General features: G+C 59.9%; 11 protein-coding genes. 8 read left to right on the top strand and 3 right to left on the bottom strand.

Features of this window, described 5'->3' with window-relative positions; all coding sequences use genetic code 11:
* Positions 1-12: 12 nt before the first annotated feature.
* The 5 genes from ACYZT4_RS23120 to ACYZT4_RS23100 all read left to right on the top strand — a co-directional run bounded on the left by ACYZT4_RS23120 (position 13) and on the right by ACYZT4_RS23100 (position 4,350).
* Entirely contained in the window at positions 13-900 is an 888-nt protein-coding gene (locus ACYZT4_RS23120; RefSeq protein ID WP_461983142.1) for a beta-keto acid cleavage family enzyme, read from the top strand.
* 143 nt (positions 901-1,043) lie between these two features.
* Positions 1,044-2,009, top strand: a complete 966-nt coding sequence (locus ACYZT4_RS23115; RefSeq protein WP_461983141.1) for an L-carnitine dehydrogenase — start codon at positions 1,044-1,046, stop codon at positions 2,007-2,009.
* Positions 2,010-2,133: 124 nt separating this feature from the next.
* The gene (locus ACYZT4_RS23110) at positions 2,134-2,622 is read left to right on the top strand and encodes a thioesterase family protein (protein ID WP_461983140.1); all 489 of its coding nucleotides are present in this window, start codon (positions 2,134-2,136) and stop codon (positions 2,620-2,622) included.
* 12 nt (positions 2,623-2,634) lie between these two features.
* Positions 2,635-3,798, top strand: coding sequence for a gamma-butyrobetaine dioxygenase (locus ACYZT4_RS23105; protein ID WP_461983139.1), 1,164 nt, complete (start codon positions 2,635-2,637; stop codon positions 3,796-3,798).
* A gap of 288 nt (positions 3,799-4,086) precedes the next feature.
* On the top strand, positions 4,087-4,350 hold the full coding sequence (locus ACYZT4_RS23100) for a hypothetical protein (protein ID WP_461983138.1): 264 nt from the start codon (positions 4,087-4,089) through the stop codon (positions 4,348-4,350).
* A 43-nt stretch (positions 4,351-4,393) separates the two neighbouring features.
* On the opposite strand, the gene gbdR is transcribed toward ACYZT4_RS23100, so the two are convergent.
* Positions 4,394-5,497 carry a choline metabolism transcriptional regulator GbdR gene (gene gbdR, locus ACYZT4_RS23095; protein WP_008044799.1) on the bottom strand — a complete coding sequence of 368 codons (1,104 nt, stop codon included), beginning with the start codon at positions 5,495-5,497 and terminating at the stop codon, positions 4,394-4,396.
* 468 nt (positions 5,498-5,965) lie between these two features.
* Positions 5,966-7,342: an L-serine ammonia-lyase gene (locus ACYZT4_RS23090; protein WP_461983137.1), complete on the bottom strand. Its 1,377-nt coding sequence runs from the start codon at positions 7,340-7,342 to the stop codon at positions 5,966-5,968.
* Positions 7,343-7,788: 446 nt separating this feature from the next.
* Here ACYZT4_RS23090 and ACYZT4_RS23085 point away from each other — a divergent pair, with 446 nt between their 5' ends.
* The 3 genes from ACYZT4_RS23085 to choV all read left to right on the top strand — a co-directional run bounded on the left by ACYZT4_RS23085 (position 7,789) and on the right by choV (position 10,823).
* Positions 7,789-8,736 carry a choline ABC transporter substrate-binding protein gene (locus tag ACYZT4_RS23085; protein WP_461983136.1) on the top strand — a complete coding sequence of 316 codons (948 nt, stop codon included), beginning with the start codon at positions 7,789-7,791 and terminating at the stop codon, positions 8,734-8,736.
* Positions 8,737-8,802: 66 nt separating this feature from the next.
* Entirely contained in the window at positions 8,803-9,648 is an 846-nt protein-coding gene (gene choW / locus ACYZT4_RS23080) for a choline ABC transporter permease subunit (protein WP_133835662.1), read from the top strand.
* Positions 9,645-10,823 carry a choline ABC transporter ATP-binding protein gene (gene choV / locus ACYZT4_RS23075; RefSeq protein ID WP_461983135.1) on the top strand — a complete coding sequence of 393 codons (1,179 nt, stop codon included), beginning with the start codon at positions 9,645-9,647 and terminating at the stop codon, positions 10,821-10,823. Before choW ends, choV begins: the two co-directional genes overlap by 4 nt.
* A 209-nt stretch (positions 10,824-11,032) precedes the next feature.
* On the opposite strand, the gene ACYZT4_RS23070 is transcribed toward choV, so the two are convergent.
* Positions 11,033-12,982: a BCCT family transporter gene (locus ACYZT4_RS23070; RefSeq protein ID WP_461988770.1), complete on the bottom strand. Its 1,950-nt coding sequence runs from the start codon at positions 12,980-12,982 to the stop codon at positions 11,033-11,035.
* Positions 12,983-13,288: the final 306 nt, after the last annotated feature.

Genomic DNA, 13,288 nt, shown 5'->3' with positions numbered 1-13,288 from the left:
AGGAACCGTCTAATGAACCACGACGTCATCATCACCTGCGCACTCACCGGTGCTGGCGACACGACCGCCAAGAGCCCACACGTGCCGGTCACGCCGAAGCAAATCGCCGCCGCTGCCGTGGAAGCCGCCAAGGCCGGCGCCACCGTGGTCCACTGCCACGTCCGCAATCCGGAAACCGGCAAGTTCAGCCGTGACGTGGCGCTGTACCGCGAAGTCATGGAGCGCATCCGCGAAGCCGACGTCGACATCATCGTCAACCTCACCGCCGGCATGGGCGGCGACCTGGAAATCGGCGCCGGCGAGAACCCCATGGAGTTCGGCCCGAACACCGATCTGGTCGGTCCGTTGACCCGTCTGGCCCACGTCGAAGCATTGCTGCCGGAAATCTGCACCCTCGATTGCGGAACCCTGAACTTCGGCGATGGCGACACCATTTACGTGTCCACCCCGGCGCAACTGCGGGCGGGCGCCAAACGCATTCAAGAGCTGGGCGTGAAAGCCGAGCTGGAAATTTTCGACACCGGTCACCTGTGGTTTGCCAAACAGCTGATCAAGGAAGGCCTGCTCGACAACCCGCTGTTCCAGCTGTGCCTGGGCATCCCGTGGGGCGCGCCGGCCGACACCACCACCATGAAAGCCATGGTCGACAACCTGCCGGCGAATGCGGTCTGGGCCGGTTTCGGCATCGGGCGCATGCAGATGCCGATGGCGGCGCAAGCGGTGCTGCTGGGCGGCAACGTGCGAGTCGGCCTGGAAGACAACATCTGGCTGGACAAAGGCGTGCTGGCGACCAACGGCCAACTGGTCGAACGCGCCTCGGAAATCCTCAACCGCCTCGGCGCCCGGGTTCTGACGCCGGCGGAAGGCCGGGTAAAAATGGGCCTGACCCAGCGCGGCTGACCAGCGACAACTCTCCACCCTGTGGGAGCGGGCTTGCCCGCGATGAGGCCGGTACATCCGCCACATGTTCTGTGAATTGACCACCGCCATCGCGGGCAAGCCCGCTCCCACAGGTTTCTCGACCAATCCTCAGGACCGCATTCATGACTTTTATCACTGAGATCAAAACCTTCGCCGCCCTCGGCAGCGGCGTCATCGGCAGCGGCTGGGTGTCCCGCGCCCTCGCACACGGCCTTGACGTAGTGGCCTGGGACCCGGCGCCCGGCGCCGAAGCGGCCCTGCGTAAACGCGTCGCCAATGCCTGGGGCGCCCTAGAAAAACAAGGCCTGGCACCGGGTGCATCGCAGGAGCGCCTGCGCTTCGTCACGACCATCGAAGAATGTGTGCGTGACGCCGATTTCATTCAGGAAAGCGCCCCGGAACGCCTCGACCTGAAACTGGAACTGCACAGCAAAATCAGCGCGGCAGCCAAGCCCAATGCCTTGATCGGCTCCAGCACCTCGGGCCTGTTGCCCAGCGAGTTCTACGAGAGCTCGACCCACCCGGAACGCTGCGTCGTCGGTCATCCGTTCAATCCGGTTTACCTGCTGCCGCTGGTGGAAGTGGTCGGCGGCAAGAACACTGCGCCGGAAGCGATTCAAGCGGCGATAAAAATCTACGAATCCCTGGGCATGCGTCCATTGCATGTGCGCAAGGAAGTGCCAGGATTCATCGCCGACCGCTTGCTCGAAGCACTGTGGCGCGAAGCACTGCACCTGGTGAACGACGGCGTGGCGACGACCGGTGAAATTGATGATGCGATCCGCTTTGGCGCCGGCCTGCGCTGGTCGTTCATGGGCACGTTCCTCACCTACACCCTGGCCGGTGGCGATGCCGGCATGCGGCACTTCATGGCGCAGTTCGGCCCGGCGTTGCAGTTACCGTGGACCTATCTGCCTGCACCGGAACTGACCGACAAACTGATTGATGATGTGGTGGACGGCACCACTGATCAGTTGGGCAACCACAGCATTTCGGCGCTGGAGCGCTATCGTGATGACTGCCTGCTGGCAGTGCTGGAGGCAGTAAAAACCACCAAAGAGAAGCATGGGATGGCGTTCAGCGAGTAATTCACCCGCAGGACCGGCCACATCGCGAGCAGGCTCACTCCTACATTGGAGCGCGTCCCCCTGTGGGAGTGAGCCGGCTCGCGATGACGGCCGCCCAGTCACCACCTATTTTGGATGCCATGAAATGCCCTCACTTACCACCTACCAAACCAGAATCATCCCCGACTGGGTCGATTACAACGGTCACCTGCGCGACGCCTTCTACCTGCTGATTTTCAGCTACGCCACTGACGCCCTGATGGATCGCCTGGGCATGGACAGCGACAACCGCGACGCCAGCGGCAACTCGCTGTTCACCCTCGAACTGCACCTCAACTACCTGCACGAAGTGAAGCTCGACGCCGACGTTGAAGTGCACACGCAAATCATCGCCCACGACAGCAAACGCCTGCACCTCTATCACAGCCTGCGCTTGGTCGGTGATGGGGTCGGTGATGCCAAGGAGCTGGCGGGCAATGAGCAAATGCTGCTGCACGTCGACCTCGCCGGGCCACGCTCCACACCGTTCAGCGAAGAAACCCTGGGCAAGCTGCAGGCCATCGTTGCCGAACAGACCGACCTGCCAACCCCCGCCTACCTCGGCCGAGTGATCGCATTACCACCTAAAAAATAACAAGGAGCTCGCATGAACACTGCCGCTGCGTTTGCCGACTTCCGTACTTATCCGTTGATCAGCGCGCTAGTTGGCGTGCAGGCGCTGGCGGATCGCGTTCAAGTGACCTGGGCCGATGACCGTGTCAGCCCCTTCCATTACCAATGGCTGCGGGACACCTGCCCGTGCTCGCAATGCGTCTACACAGTGACCCGTGAGCAAGTGCTGGAAATCGTCGACGTGGCGGAAAACCTCACGGCGACAAAGGCCGTCGTCGATGCCGAAGGTTGTCTGTGCGTCGATTGGCACGACGGCCACCAGAGCCGCTTTGATCCGGGCTGGTTGCGGGCCCACGCCTATGACGACGAATCCCGCGCCGAGCGCCGGGCGGGCAAGCCAAAAGCAAGCCTTTGGCGCAGCGATTTGCAGCTGCCAGTGTTCGACTATCAAGCGTTGATGAACGACAACACTGCCCTGTTGCAATGGCTGCTGGCGGTGCGCGATATCGGTCTGACCCAAGTGCATGGCGTGCCCACCGAACCCGGTTCGCTGAAACTGATTGCCGAGCGGATTTCCTTCATCCGCGAGAGCAATTTCGGCGTGCTGTTCAACGTGCAATCCAAGGCCGACGCTGACAGCAATGCCTACACCTCGTTCAACCTGCCCTTGCACAGCGACTTGCCGACCCGGGAGTTGCAACCGGGGCTGCAATTCCTGCATTGCCTGGTCAATGACGCCGACGGTGGCGAGAGCATTTTCGTCGACGGTTTTGCCATCGCCCAGGCGTTGCGCGAGGAAGATCCGCAAGCGTTTAAAGCCCTGTGTGAAATCCCTGTGGAATTCCGCAACAAGGACCGCCATAGCGACTACCGTTGCCTCGCTCCGATCATTGCTCTGGATACGTTGGGGCAGGTGTCGGAAATCCGGATGGCGAACTTTTTGCGTGGGCCGTTTGATGCAACGGTGGAGGAAATGCCCGGATTGTATCGGGCCTATCGGCGCTTTACCGCGATGACTCGCCAGGCGCGGTTTCGGCTGATGACGCGGCTCAATCCCGGCGAACTGTGGTGCTTTGATAACCGCCGTACTCTGCATGCGCGCAATGCGTTTGACCCCGGCAGCGGTGCGCGGCATTTTCAGGGCTGTTATGTCGATCGGGATGAGTTGTTGTCGCGGATTCTCGTGCTCCAACGATAGCGGTCTGATGATCAACACAAATCCACCGGATTCAGAAACAAAAAAAACCCGATCAAGCCGTGACAGGATCGGGGCAGAGGTGGGTACTGTTGAGGAGCCGTTGCGCGAGGGTGACCAAACCTTCGTGAAGCCAGCTGACACCAGTGTGCCCACTCTCCCCTCCCGCAGGTTAGCCGAAAACGACCTGTTCATAGCCATTGCGGCCATTGCGACAAATCCTCCTTGCCGCCAGTCCACACCCCTACGAGAATCGATTCACGACACCGTTCCCTGAAGAAGGATTGCGTGATGATGTACGCCGATTTGATTGACCAGGAAGACCTGTTGGGCCAGCTGAAATCGTTGGGGTTTCCAGTGCCGAGCGGTTCCACCGCCGAGCAGGCTTGCGAGTGTGCGGTGCGGGGTTTGAACGATGAACGGGCGATGACGCTGCGGACCATGGTCAAGCAGATGTACACCAGCAGCGCGACCATTCTGCCGGCGGTGCGCCAGGCGATTGATAAGCAGTTGTTACCTGCTTTGGCGCAATACCAGCAGAGTCGTAGCGCCTGACAGGACGCCAACGCGGGCAAGCCCGCGATGAAGTCGGCTCGGTCTAGAGCCTTACGCTAGCGAACGTCGACTCGTTGCGCGCCTGACTCAACGCCGACAACGGCCCGGACAATGGCGACAGCACCAGCGCCTGCGGCAGCGGCATCATCGCCACCTGTTGCGTGGTATTGGAGCCTACGCGCTCGTCACGCGGCGGAATGCCGAAGTATTCGCGGTAGCACTTGGAGAAGTGCGGCGTGGAAACGAAGCCACACACCGACGCCACTTCGATGATCGACATCGGCGTTTGCTTGAGCAACTGGCGGGCGCGGATCAGGCGCAGCTTCAGGTAGTAACGTGACGGCGAACAATGCAGGTATTTCTGAAACAGTCGTTCGAGCTGACGACGGGACACCGCGACGTACACCGCCAGTTCGTCGAGGTCGATCGGCTCTTCGAGGTTGGCTTCCATCAGCGCGACGATTTCCTGCAACTTCGGCTGATTGGTGCCAAGCATGTGCTTGAGCGGCACGCGCTGGTGATCCTGTTCGTTGCGAATACGCTCGTAGACGAACATCTCCGAAATCGCGGCGGACAGTTCACGACCGTGATCGCGGCTGATCAGGTGCAGCATCATGTCCAGCGGCGCGGTGCCGCCGGAGCTGGTGAAACGGTTGCGGTCGAGGGTGAACAGGCGAGTGCTCATGGCCACACGCGGGAAGGCTTCCTGCATCGAGGCGAGGCATTCCCAATGCACGCTGCAATCGAAGCCGTCGAGCAGGCCGGCGCAGGCCAGGGCCCAGCTGCCGGTGCAGACTGCGCCGAGACGCTTGGATTGACGCGCCTGGCTTTGCAGCCATGAGACGTGTTCGCGGGTGACAGTGCGCTGAATACCGATACCGCCGCAGACAATGATGGTGTCCATCGACGGTGCTTTGTGCATGGAGGCGTCGGGGGTGATCTGCAGACCGTCACTGGCCCATACCTGACCGCCATCAACCGTAAGCGTGGTCCAGCGATACAGCTCGCGACCGGACAATTGGTTGGCCATACGCAGAGGTTCCACGGCGGAGGCCAGAGAAATCAGCGTGAAATTGTCCAGCAGCAAAAAGCCGATGGATTGAGGCGCACGGTTCTGGGGTTGGGCCCCGGAGTTGAACGACGTCATCGCAGTATCTCCTCACACAAAGCGGGTGATGGCCTCAGGCGGAGGCTCTTGTTATTGCCATCATTCTCGCGTGGGAGACGGGCTTTGTAATGACAGAGCAATTGCCATGCCTAAAATTGAATGCACGTTCAATAACTCCTGAAAACGACGTCGCGGCGTGTCTATATAAGCCGCGTCGAGAGTGGGGGTTATATGCGGTAATCGAGGGGGCAAGCGCTCTGCTCCGTTGCGTGTGAGCAAATCGGTAGCACTTGTGGGAACGGGCTTGCGAGCACTCTGAAAAGAGTGTCACCGCAAGCACGGGGGACGGACGGTCAGGACCGGACTGGAGACCTGATTGGTTGCAAGGGGCGTATCTGTAAGCGACGCGCTAAAAGGTGGCGTGTTTTGAATCCGGTGTTCACTTACCGCGCAGTTTTGACTGATCTGGCGCAATCGCTGGCAAGCCAGCGATAGGCGGCTGCGGTCTCAGCACTCAACCGCGCTCACCGCCAACCCACCCCGCGATGTCTCCTTATATTTGTCATGCATATCCGCCCCGGTATCACGCATGGTGCGGATCACCCGATCCAGCGAGATGAAATGCTCGCCATCCCCGCGCAACGCCATCTGCGCGGCGTTGATCGCTTTCACCGCGGCAATCGCGTTGCGCTCGATGCACGGCACCTGCACCAGCCCGCCCACCGGATCGCAGGTCAGGCCGAGGTTGTGTTCCAGGCCGATCTCCGCCGCGTTGCACAGCTGCTCCGGCGTCGCACCGAGAATTTCCGCGAGTCCCGCCGCCGCCATGGCGCAGGCTGAACCCACTTCACCCTGGCAACCGACTTCCGCGCCAGAGATCGACGCGTTCTTTTTGCACAGAATCCCTACCGCCGCAGCGCTGAGGAAATAATCAACGACGTTGGCGTCCGTCACCACTTCACTGAACTTCATAAAGTAGTGCAGCACCGCCGGGATGATCCCCGCCGCGCCATTGGTCGGCGCCGTCACCATGCGCCCGCCGGCGGCGTTTTCTTCGTTGACCGCGAGGGCGAACAGGTTCACCCATTCCATGGCGCTCAAGGTCGAGCCGATCACGTTGGGCTTGTTCAACTCCTGCAGGCTGCGGTGCAATTTGGCTGCACGACGACGCACATTCAGGCCGCCGGGCAGGATGCCCTCGTGTTTAAGGCCCTGCTCGACGCAATCCTGCATCGCCGCCCAGAGTTTCATCAGGCCGGCACGGATTTCCTCTTCGCTGCGCCAGACTTTCTCGTTGGCCATCATCAATTCGGCCACGCGCAGGTTGTGCTGCTTGCACAGGCTGAGCAGCTCGACGGCGCTGGAGAAATCGTATGGCAACACCGTGCGATCCAGATCCACCACGCCACTGGAGGCCTGTGCTTCATCGACGACAAAGCCGCCGCCGATGGAATAGTAGGTGTCGCGATGCAGTTCGCCGTTATCGTCTTCGGCAATCAGGGTCATGGCATTGGGATGAAATGGCAGGTTTTCTTCGATGAGGCGCATGTCCCGCGCCCAGATGAACGGCACCGACAGGCGACCATCGAGCAACAGGGTGTGAGTTTCGCGCAAGGTTTCAATGCGAATGCCGATTTGCGACGGGTCGATTGCGTCCGGCCACTCGCCCATCAGCCCCATGATCACGGCGTTGTCGCTGCCGTGGCCGATGCCGGTGGCCGACAACGAGCCGTAAAGCTGAACTTCGACGCGGCGCACTTGTTCCAAAAGACCTTGTTCACGCAAACCCTGCACGAATAGCGCCGCCGCGCGCATCGGCCCGACGGTGTGGGAACTGGAAGGGCCGATACCGATTTTGAACAGGTCGAAAACGCTGATAGCCATTACTGCCGAACTCCTGGATGTGCCAACTCCAGGCGCAGGAGCGCCCGGTGACGGAGCTGCTACGCTCAAGCTGCAATCCGCCGGGATGGCCGCATCATCAGGCTTTTACGGTGTCTTTCGACGTCTCACACCGACGCACTCATGCCCACGAACGCCGCAGGTCTTTTACGCCGCATTTTCGCCGTTTTTTTGCGGCTCAGGTGACCAAACAGGGCTGAAAAAAGCTGTAAACGACGTCACCAACACTGGATGCGACCATCCCTGTACTGGTTACGACGCCCCCTGTAGGCGTCAGATTTTCACTGGTACATGATCGTATCGACTCGATTGCAAGGCGCCGCGGGAGAGCCGAGGTAGAGCGGTCTCCAAAACGCCATCCAACCGCAACCTATAAGTGCGGTGGTCCAGTCGGAACACTGCCAAAAAAAACACCAAGGAGTCCATCCATGAAAGGTTCCCCGTCGTTGTTGTTGGCCGCCATGCTGAGTCTGCCGTTACTGGCTCAAGCCGCAGAACCCGCTCAGTGCAGCACCGTAAACTTTTCCGATGTCGGCTGGACCGACATCACCGCGACAACCGCCACCACCAGCGTCGTGCTCGATGCCCTGGGCTACAAGACCAAAACCACCATGATTTCCGTGCCGGTGACCTACAAGTCCCTGGCCGACGGCAAGAACATGGATATTTTCCTCGGCAACTGGATGCCGACCATGGAAAACGACATCAAGGCCTATCGCGATGCCGGTACCGTGGACGTCGTGCGCACCAACCTCACTGGCGCCAAGTACACCCTCGCCGTCCCGCAGGCGCTGTACGACAAAGGGCTGCATGACTTCGCCGACATTGCCAAATTCAAGAAAGAGCTCGACGGCAAGATCTACGGCATCGAGCCAGGCAACGACGGCAACCGTCTGATCCAGAGTATGATCGACAAAAACGCCTTCGGCCTGAAAGACGCCGGTTTCAAGATGGTCGAATCCAGCGAAGCGGGCATGCTGTCGCAAGTTGACCGCGCGCAGAAACGCGACACCGCCGTGGTATTCCTCGGCTGGGCGCCGCACCCGATGAACAAGCGCTTCAAGATCCAATACCTGACCGGTGGCGATGACTTCTTCGGCCCGGACTTCGGTGCCGCCACCGTGGCAACCAACACCCGCAAGGGGTACACCCAGGAATGCAGCAACGTCGGCACCCTGCTGAAAAACCTGGAGTTCACCGTCGACATGGAAAGCTCTCTGATGGGCAACATCCTGGACGACAAGATGAAGCCTGACGCGGCCGCCAAGGCCTGGCTCAAAAAGAATCCACAGGTCCTCGATACCTGGCTCGCTGGCGTGACCACCATTGACGGTAAACCAGGCCTGGAGGCCGTGAAAGCCAAGCTCGCGCAGTAAATCGTTTACGCCGGGCGACTCTGGTCGCCCGGGCTGTTTATTCCTTGCATGCGGACGTTCACTACCATGCTGATTGATCAGAAAATACCTCTAGGCCAGTACATCGCGGGCTTCGTCGAATGGTTGACGCAACACGGCGCCAACACCTTCGATGCAATCGCCGTGACACTGGAAACGATGATCCACGGCGTGACTTTTGCGCTGACCTGGTTCAACCCGCTGGCATTGATCGGCCTCATCGCGCTACTGGCACACTTTATTCAACGCAAATGGGGACTGACGGTTTTCGTCATCGCCTCCTTTCTGCTGATCCTCAATCTGGGGTACTGGCAGGAAACCATGGAAACACTCGCCCAGGTGTTGTTCGCCACCCTGGTCTGCGTGGTCATCGGCGTGCCGCTGGGCATCGTCGCTGCACACAAGCCGATGTTCTACACACTGATGCGTCCGGTACTCGATCTGATGCAGACCGTACCGACCTTCGTTTACCTCATTCCTACCCTGACCCTCTTCGGTCTGGGCGTGGTCCCGGGTCTGATCTCCACGGTGGTGTTTGCGATTGCCGCGCCCATCCGCCTGACCTACCTGGGTATCCGTGATGTTCCCGCAGAATTGATGGACGCCGGCAAAGCCTTCGGCTGCTCGCGCCGTCAACTGCTCGCACGCATTGAACTGCCTTATGCGATGCCAAGCATTGCGGCCGGTATCACCCAGTGCATCATGCTGTCGTTGTCGATGGTGGTGATCGCGGCACTGGTGGGCGCCGACGGCCTGGGCAAACCCGTGGTCAACGCACTGAACACTGCTGATATCGCCCTCGGCTTTGAAGCCGGCCTGGCGATCGTATTGCTGGCGATCATGCTCGACCGTATCTGCAAACAACCCGACGCTAAAGTAGGGGGTGACGCATGAGCATTATTCGCTTCGAAGACGTCGACGTAATTTTCTCCAAAGACCCGCGTGAAGCACTGAAACTGCTCGACCAGGGCATGACCCGTGACCAGATCCTGAAAAAGACCGGGCAGATTGTCGGCGTTGAAAAGGCCAGCCTCGACGTCGAAAAAGGTGAAATCTGCGTGCTGATGGGCCTGTCCGGCTCCGGCAAGTCCAGCCTGCTGCGCTGCATCAACGGTCTCAACACCGTGAGCCGTGGCAAGCTGTTCGTCGAACACGAAGGCCGGCAGATCGACATTGCTTCCTGCACCCCGGTGGAACTGAAAATGATGCGCACCAAGCGCATCGCCATGGTGTTCCAGAAGTTCGCCCTGATGCCTTGGCTGACGGTGCGCGAGAACATCAGCTTCGGTCTGGAAATGCAGGGTCGCCCGGAAAAAGAACGGCGCAAACTGGTCGACGACAAACTTGAGCTGGTCGGCCTGACCCAGTGGCGCAACAAGAAACCCGACGAACTTTCCGGCGGCATGCAACAGCGTGTGGGCCTGGCTCGGGCGCTGGCGATGGACGCCGACATTCTGCTGATGGACGAACCGTTCTCGGCGCTCGACCCCTTGATCCGCCAGGGCCTGCAGGACGAACTGCTGGAACTGCAAAGCAAGCTGAACAAAACCATCGTCTTCGTCAGCCACGATCTGGACGAGGCACTGAAGCTGGGCAGCCGTATTGCGATCATGAAAGACGGCCGGATCGTCCAGTACAGCAAGCCTGAGGAGATCGTCTTGAACCCGGCGGATGATTACGTGCGGACCTTCGTCGCGCACACCAACCCGCTGAACGTGTTGTGCGGTCGCAGCCTGATGCGCACCCTGGACAACTGCAAACGCATCAACGGTTCAGTCTGCCTCGATCCGGGTGGCGATTCGTGGCTCGACCTGGCCGAAGGCAACACCATCAAGGGCGCCCGCCAGAACGGCGCGAGCCTCGACCTGCAGAACTGGGCTCCTGGGCAAGCGGTGGAAGGTCTGGGGCGTCGGCCAACGCTGGTGGACTCCAACATCGGCATGCGCGATGCACTGCAGATTCGTTATCAAACCGGCAACAAACTGGTGCTGCACGACAACAACCAAGTGGTCGGGATTCTCGGTGACAGCGAGCTGTACCATGCGCTGCTCGGCAAAAACCTGGGTTAAGGCAACAGACACAAAAACGCCGCGAGAGAATCGCGGCGTTTTTGTTTATAGAGTATCGGGCAGATCTGCATTGCCCGTTACGGCCCCATCGCGAGCAGGCTCACTCCCACATTGGATGTGTGAACACCACAGATCAATTGTAGGAGTGAGCCTGCTCGCGATGAACGCAACACGGTGCTTCTGACTGAAACACCGCGTCACTTCACCACTCAGCTATAGACACGGCCAAGGAGCTGCCGATGGCTTTCAAACTGATCGAGCACGTCACGGGTGATCTGATCCTGAGTGAAGCCCATGAGGTCATAGTCCTGGCTGCCATTGTGCAAATACACCTCGGCGCGGTAGTAACGTGCGCGGGGCTCGTCAGCACTTTCAGCCGACACCGTTTCGCTCGCCGCCGCAAGATAGCCGTCCAGGCTCACTTCGTAGACAAACGGGTTGCCCTCTTCCCTCTCGATCCGCAGGCCCATGCAACGCTTGGACTTGCCCAGCAACGTTTGCACATCAAGGCCCTGAGCGCGCAGTTGCACAGCGGCATCTTCCAGCGCCGGGCTGACTTGCTTGTCCATGAAGCGCTGAACGACCGACTGGTTCGGTTGCAGATCCAGTTGGGTCAGGCGCTCGCTGAAACCACGACGGCCACGCGCAGCCAGTTCCGCTTGCTCCTGTTCAATCTGCACATCCTGGCGCATGGCCTTGTGCAAGCCGAACATGAACAACACCAGTACCACCGAGAACGGCAGGCCGGCCAGCACCACCATGGTTTGCATGGCTTCAAAATTACCGGCGAACAGCAGGCCGATGGTCACCAGCGTAATCACCGCCGACCAGAAAATCCGCAGCCAGTGCGGCGCATCTTCGTCGACGTTGCCGCCCTTGCACGAAAGGTTGGCCATCATCACCGCACCGGAATCCGCCGGGGTCAAGAACAGCACGAAACCGACGAAAATCGACACGCCGATCACGATTTTCGAGGCAGGGTAGTGTTCCAGCAACTGATAGATCGCCATCGACGGCTGTTCCAGCGCCGTCTTTCCGAGCTCCACCGCCCCATGGTTCATCACCAGGTCCAGGGCCGAGTTACCGAAGATCGACAGCCAGGCCAAGGTGAAACCCAGCGGGATCAACAGCACGCCGGCCACCAGTTCACGCACGGTACGACCACGGGAAATACGCGCGATGAACATGCCCACGAATGGCGCCCAGGAAATCCACCAGGCCCAGTAGAACAGGGTCCACAGGCCCAACCAGCGGTCAGACTTGTCGCTGTCGCCCTCGTACACATAGAGGTCGAAAGTCTTCAGCACTACGCCGTTCAGGTAGTCGCCAACGTTCTGCACAAAACCGTTGAGCAGGTGCAAGGTCGGGCCGAACAGCAGGACGAAAATCAGCAGGCCGCTGAACAACACGATGTTCAGGTTGGACAGACGGCGAATGCCGTTTTCCACCCCGGACACGGCAGCGATGGTCGCCACGGTGCTCATCACGATGATCACGATCAGCAGGTTGGTGTTGCTGTGCTGCATGCCGAACAGGTTTTCCAGCCCGGACGACACTTGCAGCGAACCAATCCCCAGGTTCGTCACCAGCCCCAGCAGCGTCACGAACATGCCGAAGCCGTCCACCGCGTGACCGGCCGCGCCTTTGACCCAACGCTCGCCCACCAGCGGGTACAGCGCCGAACGCAACGCCAGCGGCTGGTTATGACGGTAGGCAAAGTACGCCACGGCCAGGCCGACCAAGGCGTAAATCGCCCAGCCGTGCAAGCCCCAGTGCAGGAAAGTCAGCTGTACCGCCTGACGTGCGGCCATGTTGCTGGCGGCCACGCCTTCCGGCGGATTGAAGTAATGGTCAAGCGGCTCGGAAGCACCGAAGTACAACAGCGAGATGCCGATACCGGAGGAGAACAGCATCCCCGCCCAGGCGCCATAGCTGAAGTCCGGGGTGTCGTCCTTGCTCCCCAGCTTGAGCTTGCCGTAGGACGAAAACGCCAGGCCGACCACGAAGACCAGGTAAGCGGCGATCACCACCATGTAGTACCAGCCAAAGCTGCGGGACAACCAGGCCTGGGCGATACCGAGCAATCTGCCGGCCTCTTGCGGGGCGATGATCAGAATGGCGGTCAACAACAGGATCAGCGCGGTAGAGGTGTAAAACACCCAACCGTTGACCGTCACCTTCTCGGGCGGGGTCTTTATAAGAGAGGCAGAACTCATGGCACAGATGCTCCGGGCAGTGCGGGAGAAGAACACAAGGCAACGCGTTACCCGACCAATCGGTTTGATGGCAGCCGACCGGCGGGTGATATAAAGACACCCCGAAAAAAGCCCGAAGCCCGGAGCGCCAGTACGCAAGGGTTTCGAGCCGTTTTGAATGTCGGTTTGCCGCCATTTACACGTAGGAAAAATCTGTAAATAGCGACGATTTGTCGCAGATCTTATTCTTTGTTGATTGAACGTTCAATC

The sequence above is a fragment of the Pseudomonas sp. GB2N2 genome, assembly GCF_054897705.1.
The sequence above is the reverse complement of the archived record's forward strand: the minus strand, read 5'-3'. Positions and strand labels throughout refer to the sequence as shown.

Bases quoted from the DNA above. Each gene is read 5' to 3' on its own strand.
- ACYZT4_RS23120 (WP_461983142.1), top strand. From the start codon at position 13: ATGAACCACGACGTCATCATCACCTGCGCACTCACCGGTGCTGGCGAC.
- ACYZT4_RS23115 (WP_461983141.1), top strand. From the start codon at position 1,044: ATGACTTTTATCACTGAGATCAAAACCTTCGCCGCCCTCGGCAGCGGC.
- ACYZT4_RS23110 (WP_461983140.1), top strand. From the start codon at position 2,134: ATGCCCTCACTTACCACCTACCAAACCAGAATCATCCCCGACTGGGTC.
- ACYZT4_RS23105 (WP_461983139.1), top strand. From the start codon at position 2,635: ATGAACACTGCCGCTGCGTTTGCCGACTTCCGTACTTATCCGTTGATC.
- ACYZT4_RS23100 (WP_461983138.1), top strand. From the start codon at position 4,087: ATGATGTACGCCGATTTGATTGACCAGGAAGACCTGTTGGGCCAGCTG.
- gbdR (WP_008044799.1), bottom strand. From the start codon at position 5,497: ATGACGTCGTTCAACTCCGGGGCCCAACCCCAGAACCGTGCGCCTCAA.
- ACYZT4_RS23090 (WP_461983137.1), bottom strand. From the start codon at position 7,342: ATGGCTATCAGCGTTTTCGACCTGTTCAAAATCGGTATCGGCCCTTCC.
- ACYZT4_RS23085 (WP_461983136.1), top strand. From the start codon at position 7,789: ATGAAAGGTTCCCCGTCGTTGTTGTTGGCCGCCATGCTGAGTCTGCCG.
- choW (WP_133835662.1), top strand. From the start codon at position 8,803: ATGCTGATTGATCAGAAAATACCTCTAGGCCAGTACATCGCGGGCTTC.
- choV (WP_461983135.1), top strand. From the start codon at position 9,645: ATGAGCATTATTCGCTTCGAAGACGTCGACGTAATTTTCTCCAAAGAC.